The organism is Streptomyces sp. NPDC053665 (assembly GCF_055585285.1).
In genome coordinates this window covers 81,393-98,735 of sequence record NZ_JBVJKK010000005.1, presented here as the reverse complement: position 1 = coordinate 98,735, position 17,343 = coordinate 81,393, and the positions used below count along the sequence as shown (strand labels likewise).

Here is a 17,343-nt window from a genome sequence, read left to right as displayed (position 1 = left end):
GACCCGGCCGCGAGCAGCGGCCCGAGGTGCTACGCCCCGTCGACGAGCCGCGCCGGGAAACCGCCGGTGGCCACCGGCCCCCAGCGCTGCGGGGTGATCCGGATGACCGACTTGCCCTGCCGGACCATGGCCGTCCGGTACTCGTCCCAGTCCGGGTGCTCCCCGGCGATGTTCCGGTAGTACTCCACGAGCGGCTCGACGGACTCGGGCGCGTCGACCACCTCGGCCGTGCCGTCGATCTGCACCCAGGGGCCGTCGAAGTCGTCGCTGAGCACGATCAGGCTCACGCGCGGGTCCCGCTTGGCGTTGCGGGTCTTGGCCCGCTCCGGGTAGGTGGACACCACGATCCGGCCCGAGTCGTCCACGCCGCAGGTGAGCGGCGAGCCCTGAGGGCTGCCGTCACCCCTGCGGGTGAGCAGGATCGCGCGGTGGCGGGGGCGTACGAAATCGAGCAACTCGTCCAGGGAGACACGGGTGTTCGTCGCGATGTTCGGTGCCATGCCCGGCAGCCTACGTCGCCAGGGCCTCGGCGAGGTTGTCGTACACGGGCACGTCCCGGCGCATCCCCGTCAGCTCCAGCACGCGGCTCGCGATGCCCTCCGGGCGGGCCACCAGACGCACCCGCGCGCCGGGGCGCAGCCGGTGCCGTACGTCGTTGATCAGACGGATGCCCTGGGAGTCCATGAAGGAGGTCGTGGTCAAGTCCAGGACCAGGACCTCCAGCCGGTCACCGCGGTCCCGCGCTGCGGACATGATGTGCGGGAGCAGCTTCCCGGCGGTGGTGAAGTCGATCTCCGCGGGCATGGCGAGATGGACGCGGCCGGGCAGGTCGTGCGGCTCTGTGGGTTTCGGGAAGAAGGTCACGGCGCTCACCTGGCAGACGTTCGTCCGGTTACCGGTAAGGCCGCTTCCTGACCCGCGACCATTTCATCACGCCGGGCGGCGGGGACGGAAGCGGCCCTGGCCCGGCCGCCGTCGGCCGGGCGTCACTTCCAGGCAACCGAACAGTTAGAGTGCTGTCCGTCCTGTGCTCGCAGTCGGGAATGTGCTGCGGAGCTCTCCTGCGCACGGCCATGGCCGTGCATGCCGAAGAGGTTCGTGGTGGCTGCGTCCGAGTTTCCTGGTTTGCCCCGTTTTCCGGCTGGCTTCGAGCTGGCCGAGGCGCTTACGGCGGCTTCTCAGCACCTGCACGAAACCCTCACACCGGACGGCACTCTCCGCACGGCGGCCCGGCTGGCCGTGGACATCCTGCCCGGCGCCGATCACGCCGGGATCTCCGAGTTCGAGCGCGGCAGCACGCCCCGCACGCTCGCCTGCACCGACGACGTGGTCCGCGCCGCCGAGGCCGGGCACACCGGGGGCGAGGAGCACGCGCACTGGGACCGGCTGTGGGACAGCCCGGTGGCGTCGATAGCGGACAGCGAGGCCGACGACGGCGGGGACGCGCTGGCGGCGCTGGGCCTGCGCTCGGCGCTGTCGCTGCGGCTGCGTGCCGACCGCCGCCGGCTGACCGTGCTGACCGCCTACGCGCGTAAGCCGGGCGCCTTCGACGAGGACGCCACGCGCATCGGCCGGCTCTTCACCGCGCACGTCAGCATCGCCCTGGACACGGCGACCGTGCACGAGCAGCTCACCGAGGCCATGCACACCCGCGACCTGATCGGCCAGGCCACCGGGATCCTCATGGAACGCCAGGGCGTCGACGCGGCCGCGGCCTTCGACAGCCTGGTGCGCGCCTCGCAGCGGGAGAACGTGAAACTGCGCGCCATCGCCCGCCGGATCGTCGACACGCACAACACGCCCTGAGCGAAGCCCGCTTGCCCGCGGGGCGTGTTCGCGGGACGACGGGATACCCGTACGGCATGAGCTCCGAGACATCCGGCACGCTGGACCAGGCCATGGTGCGCAGCAGTGGTCTCGACACCCTGCTGCGCGATCTGACCGACCGTGCGGTCCAGGAGGTGCCGGGCGCCGCCGCGTGCAGCGTCACGGTGCGCCGGGCCGGCCGGCTGCTCACGCTGGCGGGCAGCGACGGCATGCCGAGCGGCCTCGACCTGCGCCAGTACGAGAACGGCGCGGGGCCCTGCGTGGACGCCGCCGACACCGGGAGCGAGCAGTACGCCCCGGACCTGGCGGCGCAGACCCGCTGGCCGGCGTACACCGCGTACGCGCTGTCCGTGGGCGTCCGCTGCGTGCTGGCGGTCCCGGTCACCGTCGAGGGCGGGAGCGGCGCCGCCATCAACTTCTACGGCACCGGGGCGGACGACCTGGGCCCGGGCCGGGAGGCGGCCCGGGCCTTCGCCGCCCGGGCGGGGGAGGCGATCGACATGGCGCTGGCCATCGAGAGCCGCCGCCAGTCCGCGGCCGACGTGCGCACCGCGCTGCTCTCCCGCAGCGTCATCGACCAGGCGATCGGCATCCTCATGGCCCGGGAGGGCGTCGACGCGCGCACCGCGCTGGAGCGGCTGCGCCGGGCCTCACAGGACCGCAACGTCAAACTGCGCGACCTGTGCGGCCAGTTGGTGGCGAAGGTGTCCGCCCCGGGCTCACACCGCCGGCAGTGACTCGCCCTGCACGGCCTGGATGTCCAGTTCCACCCTGAGCGTGGTGCCGATGGCGGCGATGCCCGCCTGGAGGACCTGGTTGTAGTTCATCGCGAAGTCCTCGCGGCGCAGTTCGGTCGTGGCGCGGAACGCCGCGCGGGTGCCGCCCCACGGGTCCGGGCCGGTGCCGAGGTAGGCCAGGTCCAGGTCGACCGGCCGCACGACGCCGTGCATGCCCAGCTCGCCGTGCACGGTCCACCGGTCGGACCCGTTCGCCGTCAGGCCCGTGGACCGGAAGGTGATCTCCGGGAAGCGCTCGACGTCCAGGAAGTCCGGCGACTTCAGGTGCCCGTCGCGCATGCCGTTGCCGGTGTCGATGGACGCGGCCCGGATCACCGCCTCCACGCGCGACTTGGCGACGTCGTCCGGGGCGATCTCGATCGCGCCGGAGAACTCCGTGAACCGGCCGTGCACGCTGGAGATGCCCAGGTGCTGTGCCACGGCGGCCACGCTGGAGTGCACCGGGTCGACGGTCCACGGCCCGGGCGGCGGCAGCTCGGTGCCGCCCTGGCGGGCCAGCGTCACCGTGCCGGCCTCGGCCCGGCCGCTCGCCGTCACGATCACGCTCGACGCGGCGGGCGCGTACCCGACGGCCGTGACGATCACGGTGTACGCCCCCGGCTGCAGCGGTGTCGCGTCCCGGACGGCGCCCTCCGCGTCGGCCTCGGCCCGCAGCACCTGCGCGCCGGTCATGTCCGCCACCGTGACGACCGCGTGCGACACGGCCCATCCGTCCCGGGTACGGATCCGTGCGGTCAGTCCCATCTCGTACAACTCCTCGGAAAAAAGGGACCGGCCCGTGGCAGGGGGCGCACCTCCGCTCAGAGCGCGCCCACCTGCCACGGGCCGGGGTCGGCTACTCGCCGGGGTGGGCGAGTTCGATGTCGTGGCCGTCGGTGCCGGCGCCGGTCACCGTCAGGGCCGTGGCCACCGGCGGGTAGCCCGTGGCGATGACGGTGTACTCGCCGCCGTCCAGGTCGGTGAAGGCGTACGCCCCGTCCGTCCCGGTCGTGGCCGAGCCGACGACGTTGCCGGCCTGGTCGACGAGCGTGACCCGCGCGTCGGCCAGCGGGCCGTGCGGGGCGCGGACGACGCCCTGCACCCGGGCACCCGCCTCCAGGTCGACCTCGATCCGGGTGACCCCGGTGCCGCCGACCTCCACGGGCAGGGCACGCGGCCGGTACCCGGCGGCGTTCACCGCGACGGTCACCGCCCCCGGCACGAGCTCGGCGAAGGAGAACTCGCCCTGCTCACCGGTGGCCTGGGTGGCCAGCAGGTCGCCGCGCACATCGGTCACGATGACCATGGCGTCCTTGACCGGCTGCCCGCTCTCCACGGCGCGCACCAGGCCGGTCAGCCCGCTGGTGCCGCTGAGCAGGACGTCGTAGGCGACCGGCTCGCCGTTCACCACGATCGTGGAGGCCTGCGGCTGGTAGCCGTCGGCGGAGGCGATCAGCACGTACGAGCCGGGGCCCGGGGCGTCGACCGCGTACGCACCGTCGGCCTGCGCCACCGACCGGCCCAGCTGGCGCCCGGCCAGCGAGATCAGCGTGACGGCCGCCTGCGGCACGGGCGCGGACTCGTTGCCGCGCACGAACCCGCGCACCGGCACGCCGCCCGGCGCGGACTCCTCGGCCCGGGTCGCGGTCGCCACGGCGGCGAGCCGCTGCGTGCCCTCGGGGCCGGTCTCGTCGGCGGTCCCCGTCTCGGACACGGCCCAGCGGGGCGCCGCCTTCTCCGCGGCGACGAGGGACTCGGCGGCCGCTCCGGCGGGGGCCTCCGCGGGCGTCTGCGGTTCCGCGGCCTGGGCGAGGGCACCCCTGGTCTTCAACGGGACCTCCTTGATGAACAGCGACACCAGCAGGGCGAGCAGGGCCATCGGCGCCGAGTAGAGGAACACGTCCGCGACACCGTGGCCGTAGGCGCTCTCGACGACCGTGCGGATCGGCGCGGGCATCGTGTCCAGGTCGGGGATCCCGCCGCCGCCCGTGCCGGCGTGGCCGAGGGCCTCGCCCTTGGCGCCGAGGCCGGCCAGGCCGTCCTTGACGTAGTCGGTGATCTTGTTGCCGAGCACGGCGCCCAGCGCCGAGACGCCCACGGCACCGCCGAGGGACCGGAAGAAGGTCACCGTGGAGCTGGCGGCGCCCAGGTCGCCCGCCTCCACCTGGTTCTGCGTGCACAGCACCAGGTTCTGCATCATCATGCCGATGCCGAGGCCCATCAGCGCCATGAAGATCGCTATGTGCCAGTACTCGGTGTCGTAGCGGATCGTGCCGAGCAGGCCCAGTCCGGCCGTCACCAGCACACCGCCGGCGAGCAGCCAGCCCTTCCAGCGCCCGGTCCGGGTGATGATCTGACCGGAGACGGTGGAGGAGACGAACAGACCCGCGATCATCGGGATCGTCATCACACCGGACATCGTCGGCGACTTGTCCCGGGCCAGCTGGAAGTACTGGCTGAAGAAGACGGTCCCGGCGAACATTGCCACACCGACGAACAGCGAGGCCAGCGAGGCCAGGGTGATGGTGCGGTTGCGGAACAGCCGCAGCGGGATGATCGGCTCGCTCGCCTTGGCCTCGACCAGGACGAACAGGGCGAGCAGCACCACGGAACCGCCGACCATGGCGTAGGTCTGCCAGGAGACCCAGTCGTACTTGTCACCGGCGAAGGTGACCCAGATGAGCAGCAGGCAGACGGCCGCGGTGATGAAGAAGGCGCCGGCCCAGTCGACCTTGACCTTCCGCTTCACCACGGGCAGGTGCAGGGTCTTCTGCAGCACGATCAGGGCGATCACGGCGAAGGGCACGCCGACGTAGAAGCACCAGCGCCAGCCGAGCCAGTCGGTGTCGGTGATGACACCGCCGACCAGGGGACCACCGACCATCGCGGTGGCGAAGACGGCGCCCAGGTAGCCGTTGTACCGGCCGCGCTCACGCGGCGAGATCATCGCCGCCATGATGATCTGGGCCAGGGCGGACAGACCGCCCATGCCGATGCCCTGGACGGCGCGGAACGTGATCAGCATGCCGGGGTTCTGCGACATGCCCGCCGCGGCCGACCCCAGGACGAAGACGACCAGCGCGATCTGGATCAGCAGCTTCTTGGAGAACAGGTCCGCCAGCTTGCCCCACAGCGGGGTGGTGGCGGTCATCGTCAGCAGGGACGCGGTCACGACCCAGGTGTAGGCGCTCTGGCCGCCACCGAGGTCCCCGATGATGCGGGGCAGGGCGTTCGAGACGATCGTCGACGACAGGATCGCGACGAACATGCCGAGCAGCAGGCCGGTGAGGGCCTCCATGATCTGCCGGTGCGTCATCGGAGCGTCGCCGGAGGAGCCGTGGGAGCCTCCCCCGTGCTTGGCATGAGCCCGCACACCGGCTGGTGTGGTCGTTGCCATGGGCTTCCTTTGCTTACGTGCTTGCGGGTGTACGGGTGGTCCGTTCGAAAGCGGGCGGTGCGGCCCTGGTCGCGGGACGGCAGTCGAAGCTCTCCCGCAGCCGCGCCATCAGCTCCGTGAGCCGGCCGACCTCCTCGTCGGTCCAGTCGCTCAGGCGCTCGGCGAGGACGTCGGTGGTCCGCCGGGACAGCTCGTCGAGCTGTGCGTGGCCCTCGGGCGTGAGGCGCAGGATGCGTGAGCGCTTGTCCGCCGGGTCGGGGGAGCGTTCGATCCAGCCCCGGTCCACGACGTGCGCCACATGGCGGCTGGTGACCGACATGTCCACCGCGAGCAGCTCGGCGAGCTTGCTCATGCGCATGTCGCCGTGCCGTCCCAGCAGCGTCAGTACGGCCGCCGAGCCGCCGGGGCACTCGGCCGGCATGATCCGGCCCAGCTCCCGCTTCACGGCGCCGAAGGCGCTGAACTGGCGCACCAGCTCTTCGTACTGCGCCTTCCCGGCCATGACACCTCCCGCTTTCGTTGCTTAGGGCAACCATAGGAGCGGTTGGTTGCTGCAGGCAAATAAAAAGGGCCCATGCGGACCCAAAACTTGGCAAAGGCAAGTATTGCGAGAGTAAACGCGCAGGTGGCGACCCTGACGCCGCTGATGGCGCGACCGGAATCGGAACGACAACCCCCACTTGGGGAGCCCCGCCGTTTTCGCTAGGGTCTCGGGCCATGGCTAACAACCAGGCCCCGCAGGGCAATCACGACCCCGCCGGCAACACCCAGATGTTCCGCGCCTTCGTCGACGAGGCGCCGCAGGGCCGCCAGGCCGCGACCACCTCCGGCGGACCGCGCATCGGCCTCGTCGTCGGCGTCGTCGTCGCCCTGGCGATCATCGCGGGCGTCGCCTGGCTGGCGATGGCGTAACGCCCGAGCACGACGGAGGCCCATAGGCGCCGACGGTCCAACCGCCCGGCGCAGGCCACGACGCACCCGCACCCGCGGGGACGGCGCGAGGGGCCGTGCCGGGGGGTGTCCGCCCGCAGCTGGTTGGCGCGTCAACGGACAGTCAGTCGGCACGCAAGTCGATCGCGCCGTTCCGAGGACGGACACCCCCCGGCACGGCCCCGACCCCACCCGCCGGCAGGCGAACCGCACACCCCGAGCTCCTGCGCACAACGCAGGCCGCCGCAGACCCCTGGCCCGCGACGACCCGCAGAGCGATCAGTCGGAGATCAGCCGGCGATCAGTCCGAGATCAGACCCTCGCGCAGCTGCGCCAGCGTCCGCGTCAGCAGCCGGGAGACGTGCATCTGCGAGATGCCGACCTCCTCGCCGATCTGCGACTGCGTCATGTTCGCGAAGAACCGCAGCATGATGATGCGCCGCTCCCGGGGCGGGAGTTTGGCCAGCAGCGGCTTGAGGGACTCGCGGTACTCCACACCCTCCAGCGCCGTGTCCTCGTACCCCAGGCGGTCCGCCAGCGACCCCTCGCCGCCGTCGTCCTCCGGTGCGGGCGAGTCCAGCGAGGACGCCGTGTACGCGTTCCCCACCGCCAGCCCGTCGACCACGTCCTCCTCGGACACCCCGAGCACGGAGGCGAGTTCGGTGACCGTGGGCGAGCGGTCCAGCTTCTGCGAGAGCTCGTCGCTCGCCTTCGTCAGCGCGAGCCGCAGCTCCTGAAGCCGCCGCGGCACCCGCACCGACCACGAGGTGTCCCGGAAGAACCGCTTGATCTCCCCGACCACCGTCGGCATCGCGAACGTCGGGAACTCCACGCCCCGTTCGCAGTCGAACCGGTCGATCGCCTTGATCAGCCCGATCGTGCCGACCTGGACGATGTCCTCCATCGGCTCGTTCCGCGACCGGAAACGCGCGGCCGCGTACCGCACCAGCGGCAGGTTCAGCTCGATCAGCGTGTCACGGACGTACGCACGCTCGGGGCTGTCCTCGTCGAGCGCCGCCAGCCGCAGGAACAGGGAGCGGGACAGGGTGCGGGTGTCGATGGCGCCCGCGGCCGGAAGGGCCGGGACGGGCTCGGCCACCAGGGCCGGAGCCTCGTCGATGGGGCCGAGTGAGTCGAGAGCATGGGGAGCTGTGTCGCTCTCCGCGAGCGTGAGCACCTTCGAGCTGCCCTGTTCTGCGGACATGCCACCCCCTTTGGGTCGCGGGACGGTCGCGGCGGGCGCTCCCGTCGGAGGAACGCAGCCTTCACCTGAATACCGGAGCCGAAGCTCCGGCAAACGCGCTTCCCGCAGAATGTCACATGTCGGCAACACGCTGTAGTGACTTGTCGACATGTGAGACGCGAATCCGCCCTGCAAACACGGGGTCTGACGGGGTGTCGGCCCGAAACTGTCGGCAACCGCCCTGATGAGCGATTCCCTCCCGCCGGTGACCTCTCGCTCGCGTTTGCGGTCAGGCGTCGATCCTGTTCGCAGACCGCAACCGCTGGAAGCTACGCGCGAGTAGGCGCGAGACGTGCATCTGCGAGACGCCGAGCTCCGCACTGATCTGGGACTGCGTGAGGTTGCTGTAGTACCGCAGCAGCAGGATCCGCTGCTCCCGCTCCGGCAACTGCACGAGCAGGTGCCGTACGAGGTCGCGGTGCTCCACGCCGTCCAGCGCCGGGTCCTCGTAGCCGAGCCGGTCCAGCAGCCCCGGCATCCCGTCGCCCTCCTGCGCGGCCTCCAGGGAGGTCGCGTGGTACGAGCGCCCGGCCTCGATGCAGGAGAGCACCTCGTCCTCGCCGATGCGCAGCCGCTCGGCGATCTCCGCGGTCGTCGGGGACCTGCCGAAGGAGGTCGTCAGGTCCTCCGTCGCGCTGTTCACCTGCACCCACAGCTCGTGCAGCCGGCGCGGCACGTGGACCGTGCGGACGTTGTCGCGGAAGTACCGCTTGATCTCGCCCACGACCGTCGGCATCGCGAACGTGGGGAACTGCACGCCCCGGTCCGGGTCGAAGCGGTCGATGGCGTTGATCAGCCCGATCGTGCCGACCTGGACGACGTCCTCCATCGGCTCGTTGCGGGAGCGGAAACGGGCGGCCGCGTAGCGCACGAGCGGGAGGTTCGCCTCGATGAGCGCCCCCCGTACGCGGTCGTGCTCCGGCGTGCCCGGCTGGAGCTCCTTGAGCTGGGCGAAGAGGACCTGGGTCAGCGCCCGGGTGTCGGCGCCGCGGCTCCGCTGGGGTGCGGCGTCCGGGGCGGACGCCTGCTGGGCCGGTCCCTGCGGAACGGATGCCTGCTGGGCCGGTCCCTGCGGAACGGACGCCTGAGGAACCGGTCCCTGCGGGGCGGGTGCCTGGGGAGCGGGTGCCTGCGGGCCGGGCGCCTGCGGGGCGGGCGCCTGAGGGGACGGTGCCTGAGGTGCGGTACTGGCCAGCACGGTCAACTCCACCTCGTCATCGTCAACTCATCGGTCAACTCTTCCCATCAAAAGCGGTCATAGCATCACAAGACATGTGCACTGTGTGCAAGCACCCAATCACTCCGTGTTGAGGGATGAAAGCCCGCAAAACTGAACAGCGGTACGCGAGAGCCCCCCGTCACGACGACGGGGGGCTCGGGGCGGCTCGGTGCGGCCGGGTCAGAACGCGTAGTCGGCGATCACCCAGGTGGCGAACTCCCGCCACAGCGCGACGCCGGCCTGGTGGTCGGGGTGCTCGACGTAGCGCCGCAGCGACTCGGCGTCCTCGAAGGCGGAGTTGATGGCGAAGTCGTACGCGATGGGGCGGTCGCTGATGTTCCAGCCGAGCTCCCAGTGGCGGATCTCGGGGATGGTGCCGTCGAGGGCGCGGAAGGCCTCGACGCCCTTCACGACCCGGGGGTCGTCGCGCTCGACGCCCTCGTGGAGCTTGAAGAGGACCAGGTGGCGGATCATTACTTTCCTCCCTTGGCGACCCAGGTGGCGAAGTCGCCGAGGGCCGCGGCGGCGTCCGAGATGCCCTGGAACCCTATGAGGACGTAGTCGGCCGCCGTTTCCGGGTCCGTGATGATCACGTACAGCGCGAAGACCACGAGGACGTAGACGGCGACCTTCTTCGCGTTCACCGCCATCGCGGCCTCCCCTGTCACTGGTGTCCCATGCAGCGCACATGATCGCACGAAGCCGCGCGCACTCCGAAGGGGCGGAACGCACGAAGGGCCCCGTCTCGCGACGGGGCCCTTCTTCAGCGGTAGCGGAGGGATTTGAACCCTCGGTGACTTGCGCCACACTCGCTTTCGAGGCGAGCTCCTTCGGCCGCTCGGACACGCTACCGAGGGAGACCTTACAGCAAGGTGCGGCGTGCTTCGAAATCGGTTTGCGGCGACCTCCCGGCGGTCCTTCAGCGGTCGCGGAAGAACTGCGTGAGCAGCAGGGCGCACTCGTCCGCGAGCACGCCCTCGATCACCTCGGGGCGGTGGTTGAGCCGGCGGTCGCGCAGCAGGTCCCACAGTGAGCCGGCGGCACCGGCCTTGTCGTCGCGGGCGCCGTACACGAGCCGGTCGACGCGGGACTGCTGGACGGCGCCCGCGCACATCGTGCAGGGCTCCAGCGTGACCACGAGGGTGCAGCCGGCCAGCCGCCACTGACCGAGGGCGGCCGCGGCCCGCCGGACGGCGAGGACCTCCGCGTGTGCGGTGGGGTCGCCGCCGGCCTCGCGCTCGTTGTGCCCGGTCGCGATCACCGTCGTGCCGTCCGGCGCCAGGACGACGGCGCCGACCGGGACGTCCCCGCCCCGGGCGGCCTCGGCGGCCTGGTCCAGGGCGAGGCGCATCGCGGGCCGCCAAGGGTCCCGTACGGGGTCGGGCACCGGGTCCGGCGGCCCCGCGTCGGTGCGAGCGGTCAGCGGACCGTCTCCAGGGTCTCCGAGGCGCCCAGCGACTCGGCGATCTCGGTGACGGCGTCGGTGGTCATGGAGCGCAGCTCCTTCTCACTCACGCCGAGGTCGTCGAGGACCGCGGCGTCGCCCACCGGGCCGTGCGGCACGGCGTCGGCGGAGCCGGCCGCCCCGTCGCCGCCGTCGTCGGCCTCCTCGTCGTCGGATTCGCCGTCCTCGGTGCCGTCGAGGTCGAGGGCGTCGAGGTCGTCCGAGGCGTCGGCGCCCGGATCCCGGCCGAGCAGCTCGTCGGTGAGCAGGATCTCGCCGTAGCTGCTGCGGGCAGCGGCGGCGGCGTCCGAGACGTAGATACGAGGGTCTTCCTCGCCGTCCACGCGGACGACGCCGAACCAGGCGTCCTCCTGCTCGATGAGCACGAGCACCGTGTCCTCGTCGGGGGAGGCTTCACGGGCCAGGTCGGCGAGATCCGACAGGGTCTCCACATCGTCGAGCTCTGTGTCGCTCGCTTCCCACCCGTCTTCGGTGCGCGCGAGCAGTGCGGCGAAGTACACCGTGACTCTCCCACTGGTCTGAGGCGTGCCGGTTGGGGGTCCCCCCGGCGGAGGTTGCGGGCGGGAGTGCTCGTCCGAGCCCCGCCCACTCGGAATCGTGGCAGAAACAAGGCGTCCAGGGGACGTCTTCGGCTCCCTGTGTCCGGCAGTTTCGATCGCACGCTCGTTGCCGCCACCTGCGGATCGTACGCGGCTTTCCCCCGCCCCAGGTGCGGTCACCCGCGAAGAACGTCCGCGCGGTTCGCGATCTTCGCCGCCGGTTCGCCCGCCGTTCCCTACCAGCGGAACGTGCGCATGCGCATCGCGTGCCGCAGCCGGGCCGTCTTGGCGCGGCGCGGCTGCACGCGGTCGCGCAGTGCGCGGGCCTCCGCGAGGTCGCGCAGGAACCGGGCGCGGCGCCTGCGGCGCTCGGCGTCCGACTCGTCCGTCTCGTTCATCCGGTCGCTCCCCGGCATCCGGTCGGTCGTCGGCATCCGGTCGCTCCTCGGTATCCGGTCGGTCTCCGGCCTCCGGTCGCTCTTCGGCATCCGGTCGGTCGCCGGGTTCCTCACCGGCCGCACGCGCGGCGACGGATCGTCTCGGGCATCCCGGTCGGGCATCTGGTTCACCACCCCCAGTCCGTCCCTCCCACCTTCCCCCGGACGGGCGGTTTGACGCCAGCGAGCGGGTGACGGGCTCGCGGGCACCTTGCCGTGCGGCCGGGGTCACCCTGCCCGGTTAATGTTGTGGCCATGCGTCTCCACGTCGTCGACCACCCTCTGGTCGCCCACAAGCTCACCACCCTGCGCGACCAGCGCACCGACTCCCCGACGTTCCGGCGTCTCGCCGACGAGCTGGTCACCCTGCTCGCCTACGAGGCCACGCGGGACGTGCGCACCGAGCAGGTCGACATCCAGACGCCGGTCGCCCGGACCACGGGCGTCAAGCTGTCGCACCCGCGTCCGCTGGTGGTGCCGATCCTGCGGGCCGGCCTCGGCATGCTCGACGGCATGGTCCGGCTGCTGCCGACCGCCGAGGTGGGCTTCCTCGGCATGATCCGCAACGAGGAGACGCTGGAGGCGTCCACGTACGCCACGCGGATGCCGGAGGACCTGTCGGGGCGTCAGGTGTACGTGCTGGACCCGATGCTCGCCACCGGCGGCACGCTGGTCGCGGCGATCCGGGAGCTGATTCGGCGCGGCGCCGACGACGTGACGGCCGTGGTGCTGCTGGCGGCGCCCGAGGGCGTGGAGATCCTGGAGCGGGAGCTGGCGGGCACGCCGGTGACGGTCGTGACCGCCTCGGTGGACGAGCACCTGAACGACCAGGGCTACATCGTCCCCGGCCTCGGGGACGCGGGCGACCGCATGTACGGGGCGGCCGAGTAGCCCGGACGGGTAGCCCCGACGGGTTTCCCCGGGCCCTGCCGCCGGTGTGCCGGCGGCAGCGGGCCTCAGCAGTTCTTCTTCGACTTGGGCGCCGGCTCGGGTCTGGCCATCTCGGTCAGGGCCCGGTCGGCGTCCGGCTTTTTCGCCAGGTCCTTGAAGGCGTCGCCGATGACGAGGTCGAGGGCGGTGCCCTTGCGGGTGGCGTCGGTGCGCCGCTCGGCACCGGGGAGCTGGGTGCCGAGCACCGGCAGCGTGGTGTCGAGGGCGGCCGAGGGGCCGAGCAGGACGCCGGTGCCCTTGACCTTCTTGTCGTACTGCTTGGTCGCGTTGCCCACGTCGCCGATCTTGAAGCCGCGCTTCTTCAGCTCGTCGGCGGTCTTCTTGGCCAGGCCGCCGCGGGTGGTGGCGTTGAGGACGTTCACGGTGATCGTGCCCGGCCGGGGCACGGTCCGGGCGACGGGCGAGGCGCTCGCCCTGGTCGTCGGCTCGCACTCGGTGCCTCCGCCGGCCGCCGAGGCCTTCCGGCCGCCGCCGGTGAAGACGTCGATGAGCTGCAGGGTGCCCCAGCCGCCCACGCCGAGCACCAGGACGGAGGCCACGCCGACGGCGACGAGCCTGCCGTGCCGCCGGGGCCGGCGCATCCGGGGGTACTTGTTGCCCGTGATGCGGTACTTGCCGCCCATGCCGGGGGGAGTCAGCATGCTCATGAGCGCAGCGTAGTGCGCCCGGGCGACGATGCCTACTAGATGATCATTCGACATCGCCCAGTGGAACCCGAAAGGGCCAACCGGCCCCCGGACGGGGAGCGCGGCGGGCGCCGCGGCGGGGGGTCAGTCGAGTTCGAGCACGCGCGCGTGCAGCACCTGGCGCTGCTGGAGCGCCGCGCGCACCGCGCGGTGCAGGCCGTCCTCGAGGTAGAGGTCGCCCTGCCACTTCACGACGTGCGCGAAGAGGTCGCCGTAGAAGGTCGAGTCCTCGGCGAGGAGCGTCTCGAGGTCGAGCTGCTGTTTCGTCGTGACGAGCTGATCGAGGCGGACCGGGCGCGGCGCGACGTCCGCCCACTGCCGGGTGCTTTCCCGGCCGTGGTCGGGGTACGGCCGGCCGTTTCCGATGCGCTTGAAGATCACACGGAAAGCCTACCGGTCAAGACCTTCCGGGCGCAGCCATGGCGGCGGAGTGCGACGCTGAAAAAAACCCCACAAGGCGGTACGTAACGGGAACAGGGGCGTGAACATGCCGGATCACGAGACCATGCCGTCCACTCCCGCCCCCGAGGTGTCCGCCCGTGCCGCCGCCCTGCCGCAGGAGGCCCTGAAGATCGCTTCCGGCTACGCGTTCTCCGGCCCCGCCCTGGAGCTGGGCGCCCTGCTCTGGGACGGACGGTGCCTGCCCGACGCGCAGATCCGCGTGCCGCTGTCGATGCTCAACCGGCACGGGCTGGTCGCCGGCGCGACGGGCACCGGCAAGACCAAGACGCTCCAGCTGATCGCCGAGCAGTTGTCCGCCCAGGGGGTGCCCGTCTTCCTCGCCGACATCAAGGGCGACCTGTCGGGCATCGCCGAGCCGGGCCGTGCGGACGCCCGGGTCGAGGGCCGTGCGGGCGAAGTGGGCCAGCGGTGGGCGCCGGCCGGGTGCCCCGCCGAGTACTACGCCCTCGGTGGCATCGGCCGGGGCATCCCCGTCCGCGCGACGGTCACCGGCTTCGGCCCGGTGCTGCTGTCCAAGGTGCTGCGGCTGAACCGGACCCAGGAGCAGTCCCTCGCGCTGATCTTCCACTACGCCGACGGCAAGGGCCTGGAGCTGATCGACCTCAAGGACCTGCGGGCGGTGGTCGCGTACCTGACCTCGGACGAGGGCCGGCAGGAGCTGAAGACGATCGGCGGCCTGTCCGCGGCCACGGCCGGGGTGATCCTGCGCTCGCTGACCGCCTTCGAGGCGCAGGGCGCGTCCGGGTTCTTCGGCGAGCCCGAGTTCGACACGGGTGAGCTGCTGCGCACGGACGGGGACGGCCGGGGCGTGGTGTCCGTCCTGGAGCTGAGCGCCGTGCAGGACAGGCCGCAGCTGTTCTCCACGTTCCTGATGTGGCTGCTGGCCGACCTCTTCCACGACCTGCCCGAACTGGGCGACGTGGACAAGCCGCGCCTCGTCTTCTTCCTCGACGAGGCGCACCTGCTGTTCGACGACGCCTCCGAGGCGTTCCTGGAGTCGATCACCCAGACGGTGCGCCTGATTCGCTCGAAAGGGGTCGGGGTCTTCTTCGTGACGCAGACCCCGAAGGACGTGCCCGCGGACGTCCTCGCCCAGCTCGGCAACCGCGTCCAGCACGCCCTGCGCGCCTTCACCCCCGACGACCAGAAGGCCCTGAACGCCACGGTGAAGACCTTCCCGAAGTCGCCCTACGACCTGGAGGAGGTGCTGACCGGCCTCGGGACGGGCGAGGCGGTGGTCACCGTGCTCAGCGAGAAGGGCGCGCCGACCCCGGTCGCCGCGACGCGGCTGCGCGCGCCCGGGTCGCTGATGGGCCCGGTCGGCCAGGAGGCGCTGGACCGGGCCGTCCGGGAGTCGCCGCTGTACGAGCGGTACGCGCAGGCCGTGGACCGGGAGTCGGCGTACGAGCGGCTGGAGCGGGACCCGCGGGAGGGGCGCGGCCGGGGGGCCAAGGGGCCCGACGAGATGCGGGACGCCGCGCCCGCGCGGCGGGGCGGGGAGGAGCCGTCCATGGTCGAGCAGGTGGTCGGGAGCGGGATCTTCACGTCGCTGGCCCGCTCGGTCGGGACGCAGGTCGGCCGGGAGATCACCCGATCGCTGTTCGGCACGGCACGCCGCCCGGGCCGCCGCAGACACTGATCCCGACCCTGCGGACTCGTGCGGCGGTCTGCTCGGGCTGATCCGCAACTGCTCCCCCGGCTCGGCGGAGGTCGTCGCACCCTCGTCGCACCCTCGTCGGAGGAGAGGAGCGCGGCGAAGGCCCGGGCGGGCATCCGTGCCGGGGATCGGTCCCCGTGGCCGCGGAGGCGCCGGTCGGTCGGGGGCCTCCGCCGTCGGGGTGGGTCAGCCGCGGTCGCGTTCCTCCGGGGGCCGGGGCGGCTCGGACTTCGCGGTGCGGGGAGCCGGCTTGGGGGCGCTGCGGGCGGCCTCGGCGCGCAGCAGGGCGCGCAGGACCGCGTAGGGGTCTTGGAGCATGGCGGTGCCGTTCCTTCTGGTTGCGTACGGGCTGGTGGACCGGGGCGGGTCCGTTCAGCAGCGCAGAACCCAGGAACGCGGGGGGCGTGGGACGTGCGGCGGGTGCGCCGGCCCGGGCGCGGCGGGGCGGGCCGGGTGTGCGGGCCGGGAGGCGGCCGGGAGCGGGGCTCGGCGCGGGGCGGCCTCCGCGCGCCGGGTGGTGCGTGCCGAGGGGCGCAGGACCGTGTCGAGGACGTCGGCCTCGGCGGTGGTGCTCTCCCCGGCGACGGTGACGGCCACGGGTCCGCCGGGGGCCGTGGCGTGGGCGCCCGGCAGGAGCAGGGCCAGCAGCAGGACGAGCACCCGCGGCCAGACGGGCCGGCGCGGGCCGCGGGGGGCCGGCTGCGGTGCGGGGGTCACGGGAGGTCACTCCCCGCCGGGCGCGTGCCGTTCATCCCGTCCGCCGCGGGATCTACCCGCTCGGCCCAGTGCGTCCTGCCCGCCACGGGACCCCGGCTCGTCCGGCGGGCCGTGCGGGCTGTGCGGGTCGGGCGGCCAGGCGTCCCCGGACGGCACGTGCCGCGCGTGTGCCTCGGGCGCCTCGGGGTCGGAGGGCCAGCGGCCGGAGGGGCCGGAGCGGCCGGGCGCGTGGTCTCGGTCGGCGTCGGGCTCCGGATCGCCGGGGGAGCCGCCCGGTGGCTCGGTCATGCTCCATGCTCGGACCGCCCTGCGGCCGTCCGCCATCCGGGCCGGTCCGGGAGACTGACGGCGGTGTACGGCTGGGGGATCCCGCCCGGCGGGCCCCGGCCGGCGTACCGCCTACGCACCCGGCGGCTTCGTCGCCCCGGACGCCTTGGCCGCCTTGGACGCCTTCGCCGCCGCCTTCATCTCCTGCTTGTGCGCCCGTACCTTCGTCAGGGACTCGGGGCCCGTGATGTCGGCGACCGAGCGGAAGGAGTCGGCCTCGCCGTAGGAGCCCGCCGCCTCACGCCAGCCCGTGGGGCGCACCCCGAGCTGCTTGCCGAGCAGGGCGAGGAAGATCTGGGCCTTCTGCTTGCCGAACCCGGGCAGTCCGGCCAGCCGCTTCAGCAGCTCCTGTCCGGTGCCGGCGTCCTTCCAGACGGCCTCGGCGTCACCGTCGTAGTGCTCGACGAGGTACTGGCACAGCTGCTGGATGCGCTTGGCCATGGAGCCGGGGTAGCGGTGCACGGCCGGCTTCTGCGAGAGCAGCGCGGCGAAGGCCTCCGGCTCCTGCGCGGCGATCTCGTGCGCGTCGAGGTCGCCGGTGCCGAGCCGCTGCGCGATCGTCGCCGGGCCCTTGAACGCCCACTCCATCGGGACCTGCTGGTCCAGCAGCATCCCGACCAGCGCGGCGAGCGGACTGCGGCCGAGCAGCGCGTCGGCCTCGGGGTCCTGGGCGAGGTGAAGGGTGACGTCCATGCCCCGATCATCCCCCG

General features: G+C 72.4%; 22 protein-coding genes and 1 tRNA gene. 5 read left to right on the top strand and 18 right to left on the bottom strand.

The window, feature by feature from the left end:
- Positions 1-29: 29 nt before the first annotated feature.
- A complete protein-coding gene (locus tag ACZ6ZN_RS20545; protein WP_398109264.1) occupies positions 30-500 on the bottom strand; it encodes a PPOX class F420-dependent oxidoreductase in 471 nt (156 codons plus the stop codon).
- A gap of 10 nt (positions 501-510) precedes the next feature.
- Positions 511-873, bottom strand: coding sequence for an STAS domain-containing protein (locus ACZ6ZN_RS20540; protein ID WP_469648192.1), 363 nt, complete (start codon positions 871-873; stop codon positions 511-513).
- A gap of 210 nt (positions 874-1,083) precedes the next feature.
- Here ACZ6ZN_RS20540 and ACZ6ZN_RS20535 point away from each other — a divergent pair, with 210 nt between their 5' ends.
- Both ACZ6ZN_RS20535 and ACZ6ZN_RS20530 read left to right on the top strand, forming a co-directional pair.
- Entirely contained in the window at positions 1,084-1,806 is a 723-nt protein-coding gene (locus ACZ6ZN_RS20535) for an ANTAR domain-containing protein (protein ID WP_451876024.1), read from the top strand.
- 56 nt (positions 1,807-1,862) lie between these two features.
- Positions 1,863-2,564 (top strand): GAF and ANTAR domain-containing protein, encoded by a 702-nt coding sequence (locus ACZ6ZN_RS20530; protein WP_469648189.1) that lies wholly within the window; start codon positions 1,863-1,865, stop codon positions 2,562-2,564.
- On the opposite strand, the gene ACZ6ZN_RS20525 is transcribed toward ACZ6ZN_RS20530, so the two are convergent.
- The 3 genes from ACZ6ZN_RS20525 to ACZ6ZN_RS20515 all read right to left on the bottom strand — a co-directional run bounded on the left by ACZ6ZN_RS20525 (position 2,547) and on the right by ACZ6ZN_RS20515 (position 6,502).
- On the bottom strand, positions 2,547-3,368 hold the full coding sequence (locus ACZ6ZN_RS20525; protein ID WP_451876025.1) for a YceI family protein: 822 nt from the start codon (positions 3,366-3,368) through the stop codon (positions 2,547-2,549). The genes ACZ6ZN_RS20530 and ACZ6ZN_RS20525 overlap by 18 nt on opposite strands.
- A gap of 91 nt (positions 3,369-3,459) precedes the next feature.
- Positions 3,460-5,919 carry an MFS transporter gene (locus ACZ6ZN_RS20520; protein WP_469648919.1) on the bottom strand — a complete coding sequence of 820 codons (2,460 nt, stop codon included), beginning with the start codon at positions 5,917-5,919 and terminating at the stop codon, positions 3,460-3,462.
- 94 nt (positions 5,920-6,013) lie between these two features.
- A complete protein-coding gene (locus ACZ6ZN_RS20515) occupies positions 6,014-6,502 on the bottom strand; it encodes a MarR family winged helix-turn-helix transcriptional regulator (protein WP_398109270.1) in 489 nt (162 codons plus the stop codon).
- Positions 6,503-6,717: 215 nt separating this feature from the next.
- Here ACZ6ZN_RS20515 and ACZ6ZN_RS20510 point away from each other — a divergent pair, with 215 nt between their 5' ends.
- Positions 6,718-6,912 (top strand): hypothetical protein, encoded by a 195-nt coding sequence (locus ACZ6ZN_RS20510; RefSeq protein WP_469648185.1) that lies wholly within the window; start codon positions 6,718-6,720, stop codon positions 6,910-6,912.
- A 319-nt stretch (positions 6,913-7,231) separates the two neighbouring features.
- Here ACZ6ZN_RS20510 and ACZ6ZN_RS20505 read toward each other — a convergent pair whose 3' ends face one another.
- From ACZ6ZN_RS20505 to ACZ6ZN_RS20470, 8 genes are all read right to left on the bottom strand, one after another.
- Positions 7,232-8,134 carry an RNA polymerase sigma factor SigF gene (locus ACZ6ZN_RS20505; protein WP_451876028.1) on the bottom strand — a complete coding sequence of 301 codons (903 nt, stop codon included), beginning with the start codon at positions 8,132-8,134 and terminating at the stop codon, positions 7,232-7,234.
- Positions 8,135-8,402: 268 nt separating this feature from the next.
- Positions 8,403-9,383, bottom strand: coding sequence for an RNA polymerase sigma factor SigF (locus ACZ6ZN_RS20500; RefSeq protein WP_469648183.1), 981 nt, complete (start codon positions 9,381-9,383; stop codon positions 8,403-8,405).
- A 189-nt stretch (positions 9,384-9,572) separates the two neighbouring features.
- Complete coding sequence (locus ACZ6ZN_RS20495) at positions 9,573-9,866, bottom strand: Dabb family protein (RefSeq protein WP_451876030.1); 294 nt, start codon at positions 9,864-9,866, stop codon at positions 9,573-9,575.
- A complete protein-coding gene (locus ACZ6ZN_RS20490) occupies positions 9,866-10,042 on the bottom strand; it encodes a hypothetical protein (RefSeq protein ID WP_398109275.1) in 177 nt (58 codons plus the stop codon). The genes ACZ6ZN_RS20495 and ACZ6ZN_RS20490 overlap by 1 nt, the downstream gene beginning before the upstream one ends.
- Before the next feature lie 117 nt (positions 10,043-10,159).
- Positions 10,160-10,244: transfer RNA gene (locus tag ACZ6ZN_RS20485), tRNA-Ser, on the bottom strand.
- Positions 10,245-10,311: 67 nt separating this feature from the next.
- Positions 10,312-10,743 carry a tRNA adenosine(34) deaminase TadA gene (tadA, locus tag ACZ6ZN_RS20480; protein ID WP_469648178.1) on the bottom strand — a complete coding sequence of 144 codons (432 nt, stop codon included), beginning with the start codon at positions 10,741-10,743 and terminating at the stop codon, positions 10,312-10,314.
- 68 nt (positions 10,744-10,811) lie between these two features.
- Complete coding sequence (locus ACZ6ZN_RS20475) at positions 10,812-11,357, bottom strand: tRNA adenosine deaminase-associated protein (protein WP_398109276.1); 546 nt, start codon at positions 11,355-11,357, stop codon at positions 10,812-10,814.
- A gap of 275 nt (positions 11,358-11,632) precedes the next feature.
- Entirely contained in the window at positions 11,633-11,830 is a 198-nt protein-coding gene (locus ACZ6ZN_RS20470; RefSeq protein WP_451876033.1) for a hypothetical protein, read from the bottom strand.
- 258 nt (positions 11,831-12,088) lie between these two features.
- Here ACZ6ZN_RS20470 and upp point away from each other — a divergent pair, with 258 nt between their 5' ends.
- The gene (gene upp / locus ACZ6ZN_RS20465) at positions 12,089-12,724 is read left to right on the top strand and encodes a uracil phosphoribosyltransferase (RefSeq protein ID WP_398109277.1); all 636 of its coding nucleotides are present in this window, start codon (positions 12,089-12,091) and stop codon (positions 12,722-12,724) included.
- Positions 12,725-12,789: 65 nt separating this feature from the next.
- Here upp and ACZ6ZN_RS20460 read toward each other — a convergent pair whose 3' ends face one another.
- Positions 12,790-13,407, bottom strand: coding sequence for a LytR C-terminal domain-containing protein (locus ACZ6ZN_RS20460; RefSeq protein ID WP_469648917.1), 618 nt, complete (start codon positions 13,405-13,407; stop codon positions 12,790-12,792).
- Between the two features lie 147 nt (positions 13,408-13,554).
- A complete protein-coding gene (locus ACZ6ZN_RS20455) occupies positions 13,555-13,851 on the bottom strand; it encodes a type II toxin-antitoxin system VapB family antitoxin (RefSeq protein WP_004943146.1) in 297 nt (98 codons plus the stop codon).
- A 106-nt stretch (positions 13,852-13,957) separates the two neighbouring features.
- Between ACZ6ZN_RS20455 and ACZ6ZN_RS20450 the strand changes: the two genes are divergently transcribed.
- A complete protein-coding gene (locus tag ACZ6ZN_RS20450; protein ID WP_469648175.1) occupies positions 13,958-15,571 on the top strand; it encodes a helicase HerA-like domain-containing protein in 1,614 nt (537 codons plus the stop codon).
- A 204-nt stretch (positions 15,572-15,775) separates the two neighbouring features.
- Here ACZ6ZN_RS20450 and ACZ6ZN_RS20445 read toward each other — a convergent pair whose 3' ends face one another.
- From ACZ6ZN_RS20445 to ACZ6ZN_RS20435, 3 genes are all read right to left on the bottom strand, one after another.
- The gene (locus ACZ6ZN_RS20445; RefSeq protein WP_469648172.1) at positions 15,776-15,907 is read right to left on the bottom strand and encodes a hypothetical protein; all 132 of its coding nucleotides are present in this window, start codon (positions 15,905-15,907) and stop codon (positions 15,776-15,778) included.
- A gap of 54 nt (positions 15,908-15,961) precedes the next feature.
- Entirely contained in the window at positions 15,962-16,306 is a 345-nt protein-coding gene (locus ACZ6ZN_RS20440) for a hypothetical protein (protein WP_469648169.1), read from the bottom strand.
- A gap of 399 nt (positions 16,307-16,705) precedes the next feature.
- Positions 16,706-17,326 carry an HhH-GPD-type base excision DNA repair protein gene (locus tag ACZ6ZN_RS20435; RefSeq protein WP_469648168.1) on the bottom strand — a complete coding sequence of 207 codons (621 nt, stop codon included), beginning with the start codon at positions 17,324-17,326 and terminating at the stop codon, positions 16,706-16,708.
- Between the last annotated feature and the right edge of the window lie 17 nt (positions 17,327-17,343).

Coding starts and splice junctions, on each gene's coding strand:
- ACZ6ZN_RS20545 (WP_398109264.1), bottom strand. CDS start 500: ATGGCACCGAACATCGCGACGAACACCCGTGTCTCCCTGGACGAGTTG.
- ACZ6ZN_RS20535 (WP_451876024.1), top strand. CDS start 1,084: ATGCCGAAGAGGTTCGTGGTGGCTGCGTCCGAGTTTCCTGGTTTGCCC.
- ACZ6ZN_RS20530 (WP_469648189.1), top strand. CDS start 1,863: ATGAGCTCCGAGACATCCGGCACGCTGGACCAGGCCATGGTGCGCAGC.
- ACZ6ZN_RS20525 (WP_451876025.1), bottom strand. CDS start 3,368: ATGGGACTGACCGCACGGATCCGTACCCGGGACGGATGGGCCGTGTCG.
- ACZ6ZN_RS20520 (WP_469648919.1), bottom strand. CDS start 5,919: ATGACGCACCGGCAGATCATGGAGGCCCTCACCGGCCTGCTGCTCGGC.
- ACZ6ZN_RS20515 (WP_398109270.1), bottom strand. CDS start 6,502: ATGGCCGGGAAGGCGCAGTACGAAGAGCTGGTGCGCCAGTTCAGCGCC.
- ACZ6ZN_RS20510 (WP_469648185.1), top strand. CDS start 6,718: ATGGCTAACAACCAGGCCCCGCAGGGCAATCACGACCCCGCCGGCAAC.
- ACZ6ZN_RS20505 (WP_451876028.1), bottom strand. CDS start 8,134: ATGTCCGCAGAACAGGGCAGCTCGAAGGTGCTCACGCTCGCGGAGAGC.
- ACZ6ZN_RS20495 (WP_451876030.1), bottom strand. CDS start 9,866: ATGATCCGCCACCTGGTCCTCTTCAAGCTCCACGAGGGCGTCGAGCGC.
- ACZ6ZN_RS20490 (WP_398109275.1), bottom strand. CDS start 10,042: ATGGCGGTGAACGCGAAGAAGGTCGCCGTCTACGTCCTCGTGGTCTTC.
- tadA (WP_469648178.1), bottom strand. CDS start 10,743: ATGCGCCTCGCCCTGGACCAGGCCGCCGAGGCCGCCCGGGGCGGGGAC.
- ACZ6ZN_RS20470 (WP_451876033.1), bottom strand. CDS start 11,830: ATGCCGACGACCGACCGGATGCCGGGGAGCGACCGGATGAACGAGACG.
- upp (WP_398109277.1), top strand. CDS start 12,089: ATGCGTCTCCACGTCGTCGACCACCCTCTGGTCGCCCACAAGCTCACC.
- ACZ6ZN_RS20460 (WP_469648917.1), bottom strand. CDS start 13,407: ATGGGCGGCAAGTACCGCATCACGGGCAACAAGTACCCCCGGATGCGC.
- ACZ6ZN_RS20450 (WP_469648175.1), top strand. CDS start 13,958: ATGCCGGATCACGAGACCATGCCGTCCACTCCCGCCCCCGAGGTGTCC.
- ACZ6ZN_RS20445 (WP_469648172.1), bottom strand. CDS start 15,907: ATGCTCCAAGACCCCTACGCGGTCCTGCGCGCCCTGCTGCGCGCCGAG.
- ACZ6ZN_RS20435 (WP_469648168.1), bottom strand. CDS start 17,326: ATGGACGTCACCCTTCACCTCGCCCAGGACCCCGAGGCCGACGCGCTG.